Annotated in this window: 19 protein-coding genes; 4 read left to right on the top strand and 15 right to left on the bottom strand. The window is 31.4% G+C overall.

Annotation, left to right across the window (positions count from 1 at the left end; genetic code table 11):
* Positions 1-91: 91 nt before the first annotated feature.
* The 5 genes from accC to ACEQT4_RS00515 form a co-directional block, all read right to left on the bottom strand.
* The gene (accC, locus tag ACEQT4_RS00535; RefSeq protein WP_370225517.1) at positions 92-1,534 is read right to left on the bottom strand and encodes an acetyl-CoA carboxylase biotin carboxylase subunit; all 1,443 of its coding nucleotides are present in this window, start codon (positions 1,532-1,534) and stop codon (positions 92-94) included.
* 1 nt (position 1,535) lies between these two features.
* On the bottom strand, positions 1,536-2,021 hold the full coding sequence (locus ACEQT4_RS00530) for an acetyl-CoA carboxylase biotin carboxyl carrier protein subunit (RefSeq protein WP_370225516.1): 486 nt from the start codon (positions 2,019-2,021) through the stop codon (positions 1,536-1,538).
* Between the two features lie 93 nt (positions 2,022-2,114).
* Positions 2,115-2,798 carry a PrsW family intramembrane metalloprotease gene (locus ACEQT4_RS00525; protein WP_370225514.1) on the bottom strand — a complete coding sequence of 228 codons (684 nt, stop codon included), beginning with the start codon at positions 2,796-2,798 and terminating at the stop codon, positions 2,115-2,117.
* Positions 2,799-3,350 (bottom strand): NUDIX domain-containing protein, encoded by a 552-nt coding sequence (locus ACEQT4_RS00520; RefSeq protein ID WP_370225512.1) that lies wholly within the window; start codon positions 3,348-3,350, stop codon positions 2,799-2,801. It abuts the gene before it with no gap.
* 34 nt (positions 3,351-3,384) lie between these two features.
* Positions 3,385-4,473, bottom strand: coding sequence for a M42 family metallopeptidase (locus tag ACEQT4_RS00515; RefSeq protein ID WP_370225510.1), 1,089 nt, complete (start codon positions 4,471-4,473; stop codon positions 3,385-3,387).
* Between the two features lie 120 nt (positions 4,474-4,593).
* On the opposite strand from ACEQT4_RS00515, the gene ACEQT4_RS00510 reads away from it, so the two are divergent.
* Entirely contained in the window at positions 4,594-5,283 is a 690-nt protein-coding gene (locus ACEQT4_RS00510) for a DUF4294 domain-containing protein (protein WP_370225509.1), read from the top strand.
* Positions 5,283-5,909: a hemolysin III family protein gene (locus tag ACEQT4_RS00505; protein ID WP_027879914.1), complete on the top strand. Its 627-nt coding sequence runs from the start codon at positions 5,283-5,285 to the stop codon at positions 5,907-5,909. Before ACEQT4_RS00510 ends, ACEQT4_RS00505 begins: the two co-directional genes overlap by 1 nt.
* A gap of 47 nt (positions 5,910-5,956) precedes the next feature.
* Here ACEQT4_RS00505 and ACEQT4_RS00500 read toward each other — a convergent pair whose 3' ends face one another.
* The 5 genes from ACEQT4_RS00500 to ACEQT4_RS00480 form a co-directional block, all read right to left on the bottom strand.
* Positions 5,957-6,976 carry a TQO small subunit DoxD gene (locus ACEQT4_RS00500; RefSeq protein ID WP_370225507.1) on the bottom strand — a complete coding sequence of 340 codons (1,020 nt, stop codon included), beginning with the start codon at positions 6,974-6,976 and terminating at the stop codon, positions 5,957-5,959.
* Between the two features lie 62 nt (positions 6,977-7,038).
* Positions 7,039-7,413, bottom strand: a complete 375-nt coding sequence (locus ACEQT4_RS00495; RefSeq protein ID WP_027879916.1) for a hypothetical protein — start codon at positions 7,411-7,413, stop codon at positions 7,039-7,041.
* A 70-nt stretch (positions 7,414-7,483) separates the two neighbouring features.
* Positions 7,484-7,912, bottom strand: coding sequence for a DUF4268 domain-containing protein (locus ACEQT4_RS00490; RefSeq protein ID WP_027879917.1), 429 nt, complete (start codon positions 7,910-7,912; stop codon positions 7,484-7,486).
* A gap of 15 nt (positions 7,913-7,927) precedes the next feature.
* Positions 7,928-8,602, bottom strand: a complete 675-nt coding sequence (locus ACEQT4_RS00485) for a ZIP family metal transporter (RefSeq protein ID WP_370225505.1) — start codon at positions 8,600-8,602, stop codon at positions 7,928-7,930.
* A gap of 27 nt (positions 8,603-8,629) precedes the next feature.
* On the bottom strand, positions 8,630-9,361 hold the full coding sequence (locus ACEQT4_RS00480) for a class I SAM-dependent methyltransferase (protein WP_370225504.1): 732 nt from the start codon (positions 9,359-9,361) through the stop codon (positions 8,630-8,632).
* 170 nt (positions 9,362-9,531) lie between these two features.
* On the opposite strand from ACEQT4_RS00480, the gene ACEQT4_RS00475 reads away from it, so the two are divergent.
* Positions 9,532-10,689 carry a class I SAM-dependent RNA methyltransferase gene (locus tag ACEQT4_RS00475; RefSeq protein ID WP_370225502.1) on the top strand — a complete coding sequence of 386 codons (1,158 nt, stop codon included), beginning with the start codon at positions 9,532-9,534 and terminating at the stop codon, positions 10,687-10,689.
* Here ACEQT4_RS00475 and ACEQT4_RS00470 read toward each other — a convergent pair.
* Genes ACEQT4_RS00470 through rlmD form a run of 3 tightly spaced genes read right to left on the bottom strand, consistent with a single transcriptional unit; the run spans position 10,682 to position 13,439 of the window.
* Positions 10,682-11,449 carry a DUF6048 family protein gene (locus tag ACEQT4_RS00470; RefSeq protein WP_370225500.1) on the bottom strand — a complete coding sequence of 256 codons (768 nt, stop codon included), beginning with the start codon at positions 11,447-11,449 and terminating at the stop codon, positions 10,682-10,684. The genes ACEQT4_RS00475 and ACEQT4_RS00470 overlap by 8 nt on opposite strands.
* Positions 11,415-11,984, bottom strand: a complete 570-nt coding sequence (locus tag ACEQT4_RS00465; protein ID WP_370225499.1) for a DUF6452 family protein — start codon at positions 11,982-11,984, stop codon at positions 11,415-11,417. The genes ACEQT4_RS00470 and ACEQT4_RS00465 overlap by 35 nt, the downstream gene beginning before the upstream one ends.
* A 3-nt stretch (positions 11,985-11,987) precedes the next feature.
* A complete protein-coding gene (gene rlmD, locus ACEQT4_RS00460; RefSeq protein ID WP_370225498.1) occupies positions 11,988-13,439 on the bottom strand; it encodes a 23S rRNA (uracil(1939)-C(5))-methyltransferase RlmD in 1,452 nt (483 codons plus the stop codon).
* Between the two features lie 241 nt (positions 13,440-13,680).
* Here rlmD and rocD point away from each other — a divergent pair, with 241 nt between their 5' ends.
* Positions 13,681-14,961 (top strand): ornithine--oxo-acid transaminase, encoded by a 1,281-nt coding sequence (gene rocD / locus ACEQT4_RS00455; protein WP_106678394.1) that lies wholly within the window; start codon positions 13,681-13,683, stop codon positions 14,959-14,961.
* A gap of 64 nt (positions 14,962-15,025) precedes the next feature.
* On the opposite strand, the gene ACEQT4_RS00450 is transcribed toward rocD, so the two are convergent.
* Both ACEQT4_RS00450 and ACEQT4_RS00445 read right to left on the bottom strand, forming a co-directional pair.
* Positions 15,026-15,367 carry a CCC motif membrane protein gene (locus ACEQT4_RS00450; RefSeq protein WP_027879925.1) on the bottom strand — a complete coding sequence of 114 codons (342 nt, stop codon included), beginning with the start codon at positions 15,365-15,367 and terminating at the stop codon, positions 15,026-15,028.
* 1 nt (position 15,368) lies between these two features.
* Positions 15,369-15,659: a DUF2752 domain-containing protein gene (locus tag ACEQT4_RS00445; protein WP_370225496.1), complete on the bottom strand. Its 291-nt coding sequence runs from the start codon at positions 15,657-15,659 to the stop codon at positions 15,369-15,371.
* Positions 15,660-15,719 lie beyond the last annotated feature (60 nt).

The raw sequence follows: 15,719 nt of genomic DNA, 5'->3' as shown, positions 1-15,719 counted from the left end.
CTACGACGCAGCGTCTATTTTAAATTATTGGATACCACATCTTATTTTGACTGTGCTCAGCACAAGCGTGCAAAATGACATAAAACTCATATTAATTAGTTGGTACTCTTAATTGTTTTTGATCTTCTAAATACTGTTTTACAGCAATTAAAGCGGCTATTTTAGCTTCTTTTTCTGTTTGTTGCTGTAAGGCTTCTGGCGAATAGTATTTTTTTACGAAGTGTGTATCAAAGTTTCCAGAGGTAAACGCTTCATGTTGACAAACAAATGCACCAAAAGGTAAAGTGGTTTCTATCCCTTTTACTTTATATTCTGAAATAGCTTTAAGCATTATTTGTATGGCTTCTTCACGTGTTTTACCATAAGTAATTAATTTGGCTAACATTGGGTCATAATAAATAGGAATGTCCATACCTTCTTCAAAACCGTTATCTACACGAATACCATCACCAATAGGAATTTGATATTGCTCTAAGTGACCAACGCTAGGTAAGAAGTCGTTTAAAGGATCTTCAGCATATACACGAAGCTCTAAAGCGTGACCATTTATTTTTAAATCTTCTTGCTTGATAGGAAGCACTTCACCACGAGCAACTTGTATTTGAAGTTCAACTAAATCTACACCAGCAATAATTTCGCTTACAGGATGTTCTACCTGTAATCTGGTATTCATCTCTAAGAAATAAAAATTATGTTGATCATCTAATAAAAATTCGACTGTTCCAGCACCAACATAATCACAAGCTTTTGCTACTTTAATAGCTGCTTGTCCCATTTTTTCTCTTAATTCTGGAGTAAGTACAGCACTTGGCGCTTCTTCTACAACTTTTTGATGACGACGTTGAATACTACATTCGCGTTCAAAAAGATGAATAACATTACCGTGTGTATCTGCCATTACTTGAATTTCGATGTGTCTTGGTGATGCTACATATTTTTCTATAAAAACAGAGCCATCACCAAATGCATTAACTGCTTCACTAATGGCGCGATTCATTTGAGATTCAAAATCGGCTTCTTTTTCAACTATACGCATACCTTTACCGCCGCCACCAGCAGATGCTTTAATTAGAATAGGAAAACCAATACCTTGCGCTATTTTTTTAGCTTCAGGAATATCTGTAATAGCCTGATCTGTACCAGGTACCATTGGGATATCGTAGGCTTTAACAGCATCTTTTGCTGCTAATTTGCTACCCATTACTTTAATGGCATATGATTTTGGACCAATAAATGTTACGTTGTTAGCTTCGCAAATCTCTGCAAAGTCTGCATTTTCACTTAAAAATCCATAACCAGGATGTATTCCGTCTACGTTAAGTTGTTTTGCAACTTCTATAATTTTTTCGCCTAATAAATAAGATTGGTTAGAAGGAGCTTCACCAATTAAAACTGCTTCATCAGCAAATTTTACATGAGGCGCATTACGATCTGCAGTAGAGTAGACTGCAACTGTTTTAATACCCATTTTTTGGGCAGTTTTCATGACTCTTATTGCGATTTCGCCACGGTTGGCGACTAATATTTTTTTCATTTTATTCAAATTCAATTAATAATTCGCCTTTATCTACAGTAGTACCTTTTCCGCCAGATACAGATTTTATAATACCTTCACGAGGCGATAGGATACTGTTTTCCATTTTCATGGCTTCAAGGATTAAAAGTGGTGTGTCTACTGAAACTTCGTCACCAGGTTTTACCATGACGTCTAAAATAAGACCAGGCATTGGCGCTTTAATTTCGTTTACTTTTTTAGAAGTACCAATTTCAAAACCTAAAGATTTTATTAATTGATCTAAATCGTTTTCGATATTTACCGTGTAATTATTATTGTTGATGTTAACGGTATAGGTTTTTTTATTGAAGTTAGATGCTAAAATTTCAGCTTTATAAGATGTGTTGTTGTCAAGGATATGGTAAGATTGATTGCTAACCTTAACGCTATCTAATGCTGAAATATCTTGGGAAGTTACCTCAAACTCGGAGTTGTTATTAACTTTAACTTTGTAGGATATATTCATTGTTTTATTTGTATTTAATTACTTGTAAAGATACTGATAAATACATTTTTTATCCCAAGTTATAAAGTATTATTTGCTAAAAAGACATAGTTGTTAGTTTTTAAAAAATGATCCTTTTTGATGACGTTTTATAGCTTTTCTAGACAAGAATAGACCTAAGGCTAGAGATATAAATGCTCCAACCCAAATACCAGGTATAAAATTTATAAATAAAAAGAAATCGTAAGCACCATGAAAAACAATAGCTAACAACAAACCACAAAGGTTTAGAAAAAGCTTATTAGGTTTAAATTTTGCCATACCCATAAAATATCCCATTAAAATACCAAATGTAGCGTGAGCAGGTACAGCTGTAAATGCCCTTAATAGTGCAGTGCTAGCACCGTGTTGCAGTACATACATTATGTTTTCGGTTGCTGCAAATCCCATAGAAACCATAACGGCGTAGACTATGCCATCAAAAGGCTCGTTAAATTCTTTATGACGCTGAGCAAATAACAATACAATTAAGTATTTACTTAACTCTTCGGAGAAGCCAACAACAAAAAAGGCTTGTTTAAACTGCTCCCAAACACTTAACTTATCTTCTAAAGGTAAGAAGCTATTGAAAAATATGTAAAATATTGTGGTAATAATTACACTAACAATAGCACCTAGTAAAAATGAAATTACCAGTAATTTAGTTGGTTCTTTTTCGTATTTATCTTTAAAATAAATATATGCCACTATAGTTGCAATTGGTGCTAGTGCCATAATGATAAGTTGGATAACAGTCATTTAATTTATTTTTTTGGTTATAGCTTCTAAAACTTTAATATAATACTCATAATTACTAGATACAAAATGTCCGTTTTTATCGCTATTATCTAATAAGTCTTTAAATTTAGAAATGCTTACCAATTTTAAAGCTTCAACTTCTTCTTTTTGAGGCGTTAATTTCGATAAGTCAACGTTTAATTTTGCTATAAATGTATGATGGAATTCGTTGTCAATTATCCCGTTTGGATAGGTTTGAAAACAAGGAAATACACCAATTTTTTCTAAATAATCTTCTTGTATTTTAAGCCCAATTTCTTCTTTAATTTCTCTAATGGCTCCGCTTTCAATAGTTTCACCTGCATCAATATGTCCGGCAACACTAACGTCCCAAAGTAACGGACAAATAGCTTTACTAGCAGCACGTTGCTGTAGTAAAATTTCTCCTTTAGAAGTATATAACCAAATGTGTACGGTATTATGATACCAACCTTTTGTATGTATTTCGGTTTTTGTAGCAGATTCACCTGTTGGTTTACCTGATTTGGTGACTATGTCTATGTATTCTTCCATTAAAAAAAGATTCCCACTTTCGTGGGAATTTTATTTATTCAAAATAACTAAACGTTTCTCCGTCTTCAATTTTAAGTAACGTTTCGTAAATTAACTTGATTACGTTTTCTACATCATTTTTATGTACCATTTCTACAGTAGTATGCATGTAACGAAGCGGTAAAGAAATTAATGCTGAAGCAACGCCACCATTACTATAAGCAAAAGCATCGGTATCTGTACCAGTAGCTCTACTTAAGGCACTACGTTGGAATGGGATTTTTTTAGCTTCGGCAGTATCTGTAATTAAATCTCGTAATTTTTGTTGTACCGCTGGTGCATAAGCCACAACAGGACCAAGTCCAATTTCTAAATGACCTTCTTTTTTACGATCTATCATTGGTGTTGTTGTATCGTGCGTAACATCTGTAACGATAGCAACATTTGGTTTAATGGTTTCTGTAATCATTTGTGCACCACGAAGTCCAATTTCTTCTTGCACAGAGTTAGTAATGTATAAACCAAATGGTAATTCTTTCTTGTTTTCTTTAAGTAAACGCGCTACTTCTGCAATCATAAATCCGCCCATACGGTTATCTAATGCGCGGCAAACAAATTTATCACCATTTAAAATATGGAACTCGTCTGGATAAGTAATTACACAGCCAACATGCACACCCATTTTTAAGACTTCTTCTTTGTCTTTTGCACCTATATCTATGGTAATGTTGTCTGGTTTTGGCGCTTCTTCTTTAGATTTATCACGTGTATGTATTGCAGGCCAACCAAACACACCTTTTACGATACCGTTTTTGGTGTGGATATTTACAATTTTACTTGGTGCTATTTGATGGTCGCTACCACCGTTTCTAATCACATATATTAATCCGTTGTCAGAAATATAATTAACATACCAAGAAATTTCGTCTGCATGCCCTTCTATAACAACTTTGTATTTAGCGTCTGGATTAATAACACCAACTGCAGTACCGTAAGTATCCGTGATAAATTCATCTACATAAGGTTTTAGATAATCCATCCATAACTTTTGTCCGTCCCATTCGTAACCTGTAGGCGCTGCATTATTTAAATATTTTTCTAAAAAGTCCATCGACTTTTTATTAAGTATCGATTTTTTTGCCATTTTTAATTTAATTTTTGTCTAAAATAACAATATTCACAGTTATTTAATAGTTAGTGAAGTGTTAATTATTAATTTTGTATTAACATCTAAATCTGGAATGGTTTTAGCAGTATTGTTACTATGAAAAAATCACTTTTTTTAAGTCTTTTATTTCCTTTTTGTCTTTTTGCTCAAGAAGAAGAGGAGATAGTTAATGATACTACAGATGTTGAATTTATAATTATTAAAGGCGACTCTATACCGCAAAAATCTATTTATTTAGATGAAATACTTTTATTACCTAGTTTGCATTTTAACAGTAAAGAAGAAAAATATAAGTACTATATTTTAAGACGAAAAACACTTAAAGTTTACCCTTACGCTAAATTGGCTGCAGAACGATTAGAAACCTTAACAGCGCGTTTACAAACACTAGATAAAAAGGGGCAAAAACGTCGTTATGCAAGAAAAGTACAAAAATATATAGAAGAAGAATTTTCTGAAGAGCTAAAAAAACTAACACGTACCGAAGGTCAAATTTTAGTCAAATTAATACACCGACAAACGGGTCAAACTACTTTTGATTTAATAAAAGAATTACGTAGTGGTTGGAGAGCTTTTTGGTTTAATACAACAGCAAGCATGTTTGATATCTCTTTAAAACGCGAATTTGATCCAATAACAGTTAAAGAAGATTTTTATATAGAAGATATTTTAATAAGAGCTAAACAACAAGGTTTGTTAGAACTACGTGCGCCATCTGTAGAGTTTGATTATTTTGAACTAAGCGATAAATGGGCAGATAAAAAACCAGCATCAATAGAAAATTAATGAGGAAACAAACACCTTTTGAAGAAAAACTTAACGCTTTAACACATGCAATTGGTGCTGTTTTTGGTATTGTAGCATTAGTTTTATTGATCATTTTTGAAACTAAAAAAACAGAGTTTAGTTTATTTAGTGTTGTTGTTTATGGTATTTCAATAATTATATTGTTTACAGCGTCTACAATGTACCATAGTTTTACAGACGAGAAAAAGAAACACTACTTCAGGATAGTTGACCACATTAGTATTTATTTATTAATAGCAGGAACTTATACACCAGTTTTACTTATTACATTAGAGCAGAGTAAAGGTTGGTTGCTATTTTATATTGTATGGGCTATTGCCGGATTTGGTGTGATTTTAAAATTATTTTTCACAGGTAAATTTGAAGCCTTTTCAACCATTTTATATTTAGTTATGGGTTGGCTTATTGTATTTGATTTTTCAACTTTAAATAGTCTGATGCCTGCAAACGGAATAGTATTATTAATGGCTGGCGGATTAGCTTATACCGTTGGTATTGTTTTTTATGCTATAGAAAAAATACCCTACAATCATGTAATATGGCACCTTTTTGTATTGGCTGGTGCTATTTGTCACTTCTTTATGGTATTGTTTTTTGTGGTTTAAAAACAACGATTTACAATATGTAAACCGTTGTTTTCATTATAATGAAACTATTTGTTTTTTATAGAATATTCCCAGAAAGCACCGCTAATATCTGTTAGTTTGATAGTGTAGTTTCCTTTAGGAAGTTCAGTAAAAATATCATCTTTAAAAGTCAATTTAGCTTTGGCGCCTAACGGTAGGATAAGGCTATGTTTGCCAGGTTTGACTTTGGCTATGTAGTAATTAGAAATGTTTTTATCATTTAGTTGTGATAAGGCATTTTGGTCTAGTTGATATATTTTTTGGTTTTGATTATCTAATAGTTCTAACTTAATAATCCAAGCGCCATAAACATCAACACCTTCAGTTCTAAATACATCAAAACTAATTGTATTATGGTTAAATAATCCTTCTGCAATTTCAACTTTCGGTTTTATAGATTTATTATGAAGTGTTCCCCATAATCCACCATGAAAGATTTGATTGGTAGCTAATGTTAAACCAAAAATAAATATAGATCCAATTAAAACAACTTTAGAGAAGTTATTATTTTTAATAGGAATGTTACCAGACCCTAGCCAATTAAACCATTTCTTTTTAGTAAAAGATATATTCTTATTTAATAAATAATTGTCTAATGCATATTTACCACCGCCAGTTAGAAATAGAACAAAACCTGTAGCAATACCTAAAATACCTATTTGCCATTCGTCTAAACATGTTGTACCAATCCAACCTGATGCTAAAAGAATACCTAAAGCTAAACTAAAGACACCAATACTCATCAATCTTGTAAATAGACCAAACATGATAAATAATCCAACAATACCTTCAATTATGGTAAATACAACCATATTTATCCATAGTGCATCTGGATTTTCAACTAGATATTTAATAATAGGTTTTATGCCCAACGCATGTGGTAAAAAGTGATTAAATTTTACACCAATATATCCAGCTAATTCTGGATCCAGTTTTTCGGCTAATACAGTTCGTCTCCAAAATGCAGAAAAGTAGGTCCAACCTACAACAAGTCGTAATGCTAAAGCCATTAGCCCAGCATCATTTTTTAAATTTATTTTATTCATTTTTATTATCAGTAAGTTATTATTTATGATTCACGATCTAACGTGTTTTGTGTCATAAACAATTACAGATAATCTTTAAAATTTTGGTATAAAATATAAAGAGGAAGCGGAGCAGTAGAAGTAGTTTGCGCTGCTTGCAGTTTTGTGTCTACAGTTATATTTTCAACTAATGCGAAGTTATAGTTTAATACATCAGGAAATATTGCTATCTGTTTCGAATTACTTTTAGATGTTGAAAGTTTTATAACGTTAACCACTAAGTTGTCACAACTGTAACTGCTAAAAGTAGATTTGTTTTTGTTAGAAACTTCAGTTTGTGGTAAACCAAGTTCTGCTTGAAAAAAATTACGAACCTTACACGGCGATACTAATAATAAAAAAGCAAGGCTAACTACAGATAACCATGATATTATTTTATTAGTTGCGCTTATTTTCATATCGTAAAAGTACTAATAAGGTTTTGTGCCGCTTATTAAACTTTTCTTAATATTAGGTTTTTGATTAAAATTAACCTTCAATAATATCCTTATACTCTAAAAAGAAGGCTTCAAAACGACTCATAATGTCATTAAAAAACACCATAACTTCCTGCCATGTGTTTTTGTTATGGATAGATACTTTATGCCCTAAAGGGACATAGACACGAGAGATTTCTTTTCCGTTTTCTAAAAAAAACTCTTCTTCATATATGGCTTCAGGTAAAAACTCATCTTTTAAAATAGATTGAAGCGCTACCAGTTTTTCCCAATATTTAATACGATGTTCTAAGCTATCTTCAAGATCTAATGCCACTAAAGCTTTTTTGTTATCAAAATGAAATTTAAAGCTAACACCTTTAAGTTTGGTGTTGTATAAAATCCATTTTCTTGGAAAAGACTTCCCAAAACTTGTCCAAAATTCTTGTTTTAATTGCCTTGATTCTTCTTTAGAAAACATAGTTATAATTAATTTTTAGACAAAATAAGCAATAATAATTGCTAAAACAATGGTACTTAATTTAACGATATTAAATTTATGTCCTTCATTACTTTCAAATAAAATTGTGGTACTAATGTGTAAAAAGATACCAATAACTAACGCTGAAATTTCATAAAAATAAGTGGTGAAAAACTCAAAATTTTCTGATAAAAATGTACCTAATGGCGTCATAATAGCAAACAAACCTAAAAACAAAAAGATTTTTGGTTTACTTATTTTAGAGCTAATAAAAAACGAACTTAAAATGATAGCAACGGGTAATTTATGAATAATAACACCGTATAATAATTGCTCGTGCGCATGGATAGGAATACCTTCTAAAAAACTATGCAAACTCAAGCTAATAAATAACAACCAAGGAAAATTTACTCTATCTTTATGTATGTGTACATGTCCGTGTTCTGCACCTTTAGAGAAAATTTCTAAAACAATTTGTAGCAAAATACCAGCCATAATAAATAAACCAATAGGCTTATTATGGTTATGATGGTATACTTCTGGTAAAAAGTTAAAAACGGTAATAGATAATAAAAAAGCACCACTAAAAGCTAATAATAACTTGAGGTTAGTCGATTTTTTAGGTTTAAAAATTAATACAATTAAAAACCCTAAAACAACACTTAATATGGGTAAAATAATATTTAACATAAAGAAGACTTAGCTGTCGTGTTTAGATTATTTAAAAATCATGATTAATCTTTCAGAGTTTTTAGCATCAAATTTATTTAGCTTATAATCTCCAAATACGTCTAATAAATATACACCAGCTTTTTCAAATAATTTTTCAAAATCATTAAGAGTAAAGGCTTTTACACGTTCTTGAAAGTGGTAATCTTCATCTTCAAAAGTAAAAGAAATATCTTTAACAATGTAACCGTTTTCAACACGACGTTCTTGTAAAAAATCAATGCCATCAACAGTTTTAGTATTTTTTTTAACCAAATTGTCAATAACGTAGTTGCTATTCATAAAATCAATAACACCAAAACCAGATTCGTTTAAATTAGCTTTAATAGCTTTTATGGTCGATAGGTTGTCAATTTCATTTTCAAAATAACCAAAACTTGTAAATAGATTAAACACAGCATCAAAAGTTTCGCCGTAAGGCTTACACATATTATGTACATCAAAATGTAAAGTTTCATTTTCAAACTGTTTGGCAAATGCAATACTATTTTCAGATAAATCTGCACCAATAACATTGTAGCCAAGCGTATTTAAAAAGATACTATGTCTGCCTTTACCACAAGCTAAATCTAACACCTTTGCTTGCTCTGGTAAATTTAGATAGTTGGTTAAATTGGTCATAAAAGTTTCCGCTTCGGCATAATCGCGGTCTTTATAAAGTATATGATAAAATGGAGTGTCAAACCAAGAGGCATACCATTTTTTAGTACTATTTGTCATAAAATTAATTTAGGGGTTTAAACTTTCGCTTAAGCTACAGTTTATCAGGCTTTCGCAACTCGCTCTTTTCAAGGAGCTCAAACAAATTGCTCAATCCTTAACCCATTTATCAACAAAGGTTATGTTTCCGGCAAAAATACTCTATTTTTGCAAAGTATTAGACGTTTATAATGGAAGAAAATTTCAACATGGTAGCCAAAACCTTATTTGGTTTTGAAGATTTATTGGTAAAAGAATTAAAACAACTTGGCGCACAAGATGTTAAAGCAGGTGTACGTAACGTATCTTTTGTTGGTGATAAAGGCTTTATGTATAAAGCCAACTTGGGTTTACGTACAGCTATAAAAATCTTAAAACCAATAAAAACGTTTAGAGTATCTAATGAAGACGATTTATACAAACAAGTGTATAATATTAAGTGGGAAAAATACTTAAAAGCTACAGGTAGTTTAGCAATAGATGCTACAGTACATTCTAAACATTTTACACACTCAAAATTTATTGCTTTAAAAACAAAAGATGCTATTGTAGACCGTTTTAGAGATAATGGCGGTGTTAGACCAAATGTAGATTTACGTTTTCCTGATTTAAAAATTAATGTGCACATAGATCGATCTGTTTGCACAATTTCTTTAGATAGTTCTGGTGAGTCTTTACACAGACGTGGTTATAAATTAGCAACTAATATTGCGCCTATAAATGAAGTTTTAGCAGCAGGTTTAATTATGTTATCTGGTTGGGATGGACAAAGTGATTTTATGGATCCAATGTGTGGTAGTGGTACTATGTTAGCCGAAGCAGCTATGATAGCTTGTAATATTCCACCAAATTTAATGCGAAAAGAATTTGCTTTTGAACGTTGGGAAGATTGGGATGTAGAGTTATTTGAAAAAATAGAAGAGTCTTTATTAAAAAAGACTAGAGATTTTCATTATAAAATTATTGGTTACGATAAGTCACCAAGTGCAGTGCATAAAGCCAAAGAAAATATTAAAAATGCACATTTAGATGAGTTTATATCTATAAAACACGAAGACTTTTTTAAAACACAACGACCAGGAGAAGCACAAAAATTGCATATGGTTTTTAATCCTCCTTATGGAGAGCGTTTGGATATACAAATGGAGCAGTTTTACAAGCAAATAGGAGATACCTTAAAACAAAATTATCCAAATACAGATGCTTGGTTTATTACTTCTAATTTAGAGGCTTTAAAATATGTAGGTTTACGACCTTCTAGAAAAATTAAATTATTTAACGCAAAACTAGAGTCTAGATTAGTTAAATATGAAATTTATGCAGGAAGCAAAAAAGCTAAGTTTAATTAGTAGTATCTTCTTCGGTATTTTCAGGTAATTCTTTAGTCTTCTTTTTCTTTGTGTTAGCCTTTTTAAATAAAGGAATCATGTAAGAAATAGTATACCCATAACCAACACCAATACTATTAGAATCATAAGTCTTATAAAAACCTGGTACATATAAATTTTGCATGTTTTCAGGTTCATCTTGACTTATCATACTTTTTAATTGTCCGTTAATACCAATGTATAAATTGTTTAATACTTCGGCTTTAATACCTAATTGAAGTTCTACCCAAATAGCAGATAAACCACTAAATTTTACGCTTTCGTTGGATGAGTTTTGTTCTCCCCAATATTGATTTGTGTTATACACTGTGTAATTATTTCTGGTTTGGCTAAATGTGCTAGCTCCAACTCTAAAACCAGCATAAATCATATTATTCATTCCGTACCAGTTATCGTACATATTATAATCTGCACCAGCTTTAAAATAACTACCGGAAGCAGTTACACTTAGATAATCGTTAGTAGTTGTTTTTTCTTCATTACCTATTTCTCCTGCTAGATACCAGCTTTTTGTTAATCGGTAATCCCCAACAATTTCAAATCCTTTATACTCATCATCTACAGCAGATCTAATTAACTTTCCTGCATCCAGACCAATACGCAAACCGTATTCTAGCTTGTTTGTATTTTCTGTTGGTATTTGTATTGTGTCTTGAGCGTTAGAAGACCAAACGCTACAAACAAGACTAATGAGAAAAAGTGTAGTGTGTAATTGTTTCATCTTCAATTATTAAATTATCGTTTTGTGGTATTGTTTGAAAAATCCATTGACTATCAGTACCTTGATCTATAGTTACATTTGTATTAACAAAAATTGTTTTGTAGCCACAAGCTCTAGATACATAAACATCACTTCTTGAATAGTCAATTGTGACTAGATCTTGGTTTCCTGTAAAGAAATCGTCAGATAAATCATCAGGTGTACCATTGTTATCTATTTCAAAATCACTAATTAATATAAAGTAAGTTTGATCGTTAGTTGTTCTTAAGGGTAAAAATACTTGGTTAGTATCTTCTCCTGTGGCGCTTCTTAGATTTGATCCTTCTGGAACAATTGTATCTAAAGGAAACACGCTTGGATCTTCAATACCTAAAACAACTAAATTAAATACATTTTTAGAATTTTCTAAAATGCTATTGTCTACAAAGTCAACAATCATATTTGGTGTTGTAGGAGAACTTTCTGGACATAAATCGTCACGTTCGCAAGTGGTTAAAAGCGGTAACACCAAAAATAGCGTTAATAATTTTTTCATAATTTATTTTTCAAAAAGTACAACCGTTTCTATGTGTGATGTATGCGGAAACTGGTCGACTAGACTTATCTTTTTTAGTTTAAAACCTGCATTGATCAAGGTTTCTGTATCTCTTGCTTGTGTTGCAGGATTACAAGATACATAAACCATGCGTTTTGCATTTAAATTTATGATTTTATTTAAGGTTTTTGGTGCAATGCCAGAACGAGCAGGATCTAATATTATTGTCTGTATTTTGTTTTGGTATTGTGGATATTTGCTTAAAAATTTACCAACATCTTCAGCATAAAACTCAAGACCTTCAATATTATTTCTTTTAGCATTTAGTTTAGCATCTTCTATTGCCGAAGCTACAATATCTACACCAATTATTTTAGTATTATTACTTTTTGAAGCAATAATTTGACCAATAGTACCAGTACCACAAAATAGATCTAAAACTACAGAGTTATCTACAGCGTCTTTATCTTCTAAAGCATAATCGACTACTTTTTGATATAATTTTTCGGCAGATTTTGGATTGGTTTGAAAGAAGCTTTTCATGCTAATTTCAAAGTTTAAGCCAAGTAATTCTTCAACTATTTTGTCTTCGCCATGGATAAGTGCAATACTACCTGATGTTGCTATTGTACGATCGCCTTGTTCATCATTTATAGTATGTAAAAGTCCGGCAACTCTATCATTAAATAGTGATACTAAAAAATTAGCAAATGCATCTAAATCAAATTGATCTAATCCATCAGAAGTGGTAACCAAATTAAATAATAGTTGATTAGTTTTATAAGATTTTCTAACCACTAAGTATCTGAAAAAACCTTCACGCTTTGGAGCATGCCAAGGAGCTAAATGTGTAGCTTCGCAATAATCTTTAATTTTTATTAAGTTGTCTTCTAATTCTTTATCAAAAAGACCGCTATCTTTATCAAGATTATCACCTATCCACCATGTACCACGACGTTTAAAACCAAGAGTAAACTCGTCTACGTCTGTGTTTTTATTATGATCGTATCCAATTGCAGAAAAGCTATATTCCATTTTATTACGATAATGAAATAGGTTAGGAGACGCCACAAACTCATCAAAATAGTCTTCAATTTCAGGTACTTTTCCAATTTTTTTAAACAAATCCATTGTACTGGTGTACTTGTATTGGTGTTGTTTTTCGATTGGTAAATTAATGTATGGCGCACCAGAAATTTCGTGATAGTTTAATTGAACTTCATCTGGAGATTTTTGCAGCACATCAATCAACTTACATTCGGCATATTTCTTTTTAGATTTTACCACACGCGCTTTAACCTTTTGACCAGGTAAAGTGTTAGGTACAAAAAGTACAAAGTTTCCTAATTCGTTATTTATACGGGCAATTCCTTTGCCTCCAAACGCGTAGTCTACGATATCTAAATCGATAAGCTGACCACGTTTTACAAATTTATTTCGATCTCTTCTAGACATGCTGCAAAAGTAAGCAAAGCAATTTCGATTTTGGAAATTAGAATTATGATTTTTTAACTTTTTTAGATTGAACACCAGAATATCGTTAAATCCAACTAAAAATGTTTTTAAAGGCTAGTAATATTTATTATTTTGCAACTTCTAGGGATGATTTCTTTCCCACGCTGAATTTTCGAGACTTTTCGAAAGGATAAAGGTAGATAAGGAATGGTTATTTTTTTCACTTTAAAAATTTATAAAAATGGCTGTTTTAGACCAATTAACGTCGCAAGAAGCGATGGATTTAGAAAACAAGTATGGAGCGCATAATTATCATCCATTACCAGTAGTATTAAGTAAAGGCGAAGGTGTTTACGTTTGGGATGTAGAAGGTAAGAAATATTACGATTTTTTATCGGCTTACTCTGCTGTAAACCAAGGACATTGTCACCCAAAAATTGTAGGAGCAATGACCGAGCAAGCAAAAAACTTAACCTTAACCTCAAGAGCATTTTATAATGACATGTTAGGTCGTTATGAAAAATATGCGACTGAGTATTTTGGTTTTGATAAGCTATTACCAATGAATACAGGAGCTGAAGCTGTAGAAACTGCTTTAAAAATCTGTAGAAAATGGGCTTACGAAGTTAAAAACATCGATGAAAATGAAGCTGAAATAATTGTTTGTAAAAACAACTTTCATGGACGTACAACAACGATCATTTCATTTTCAAACGATCCTGTAGCACGTAAAAATTTTGGTCCATATACCAATGGATTTATTAAAATTGATTACGATAATTTAGAGCAATTAGAAGATGCTTTAAAAAATAACAAAAACGTAGCAGGGTTTTTAGTAGAACCAATACAAGGAGAAGCTGGTGTGTATGTACCAAGCGAAGATTACCTGTCAAAAGCAAAAGCACTTTGCGAAAAATACAATGTATTATTTATTGCAGACGAAGTACAAACAGGTATTGCTCGTACAGGAAGATTATTAGCAACTTGTGGTAACTGTACCTGTGAGGATAAAAATTGTTCTGGCACACCAGAAGTAAAACCAGATGTTTTAATCTTAGGTAAAGCGTTAAGTGGTGGCGCTTATCCAGTAAGTGCTGTTTTAGCAAATGATAATGTGATGAACGTGATTAGACCTGGTAACCACGGAAGTACTTTTGGAGGTAATCCAGTTGCAGCAGCTGTAGCTATAGCAGCTTTAGAAGTTGTAAAAGAAGAAGACTTAGCACAGAAAGCTTTTGATTTAGGTGAATTATTTAGAGCAGAAATCAATAAATATATAGAAACTAGCAACATTGTTAATTTAGTAAGAGGAAAAGGTTTACTAAACGCAATAGTTATTAATGATGATGAAGACAGTGATACCGCTTGGAATATTTGTTTAGCATTACGTGATAATGGCTTACTAGCAAAACCAACACATGGAAACATAATTAGGTTTGCACCGCCATTAGTAATGACTAAAGAACAATTATTAGATTGTGTATCTATCATTACAAAAACTTTAGAAGCTTTTGAAAAATAAAAGCTTTATTTCCATAAAAAAGGCGACCAATTTGGTCGCCTTTTTATTTTATAAGAATATGTAATTATTGAGCAGCTTGTTGTGCTTCATACTGCTCCATTGTTTGTCTAAATTGTTCTTGTATCTCGTCCCATCCAACAGTATAAATTCTGTAAATTGTAACTAATAAATAAATAACGTTAATAATAGTTATTATTAAAGCTACCGTTTTAGCTGTTTTCATTTGGTTATATTCTTTAGGACCTGCTTCGTAATTTTCAGGGTTTAACTGTGCATTTTTTAAAGAGTTATTAGCTACTAAAAATCCTGAACCAGATAGGATAAAACCTAATCCGCCAAAACAGCAGCATAATAAACCGACAATTGAAAGTACATAAACTAAGGTTGGGTTGAGTCTTTTTTTCATTTTAAGTGTGGTTAATTAAATTATATATAAAGTTAGTTAAAATTAAAATAATACTAATAATAGCTAATATAGAAATGATTTTTGTTGAATATTTAAATTTATAGAAAACAGATACTAATATAACTATACCAAGAAGAGATAGCGTGTAGATTGCAGGATACATCAAAAATCCATCCACCAATTTACCTTGAGATACTAAAGTGACAGATCTTTGTATACCACAACCAGGACATTCAAATCCCAAGACTTGCTTATTCATACAAGGCAGCATGTAGTTATTTAAATCTTCCATTTTACTATTTAAAATTTAAATTTAGTAAAATAAAAAAGGCTTTTACAATTTGTAAAAGCC

This window comes from Mesoflavibacter sp. (assembly GCF_964226795.1).
Lineage (GTDB): Bacteria > Bacteroidota > Bacteroidia > Flavobacteriales > Flavobacteriaceae > Mesoflavibacter > Mesoflavibacter zeaxanthinifaciens.
This window is presented reverse-complemented; position numbering and strand designations above follow the sequence as displayed.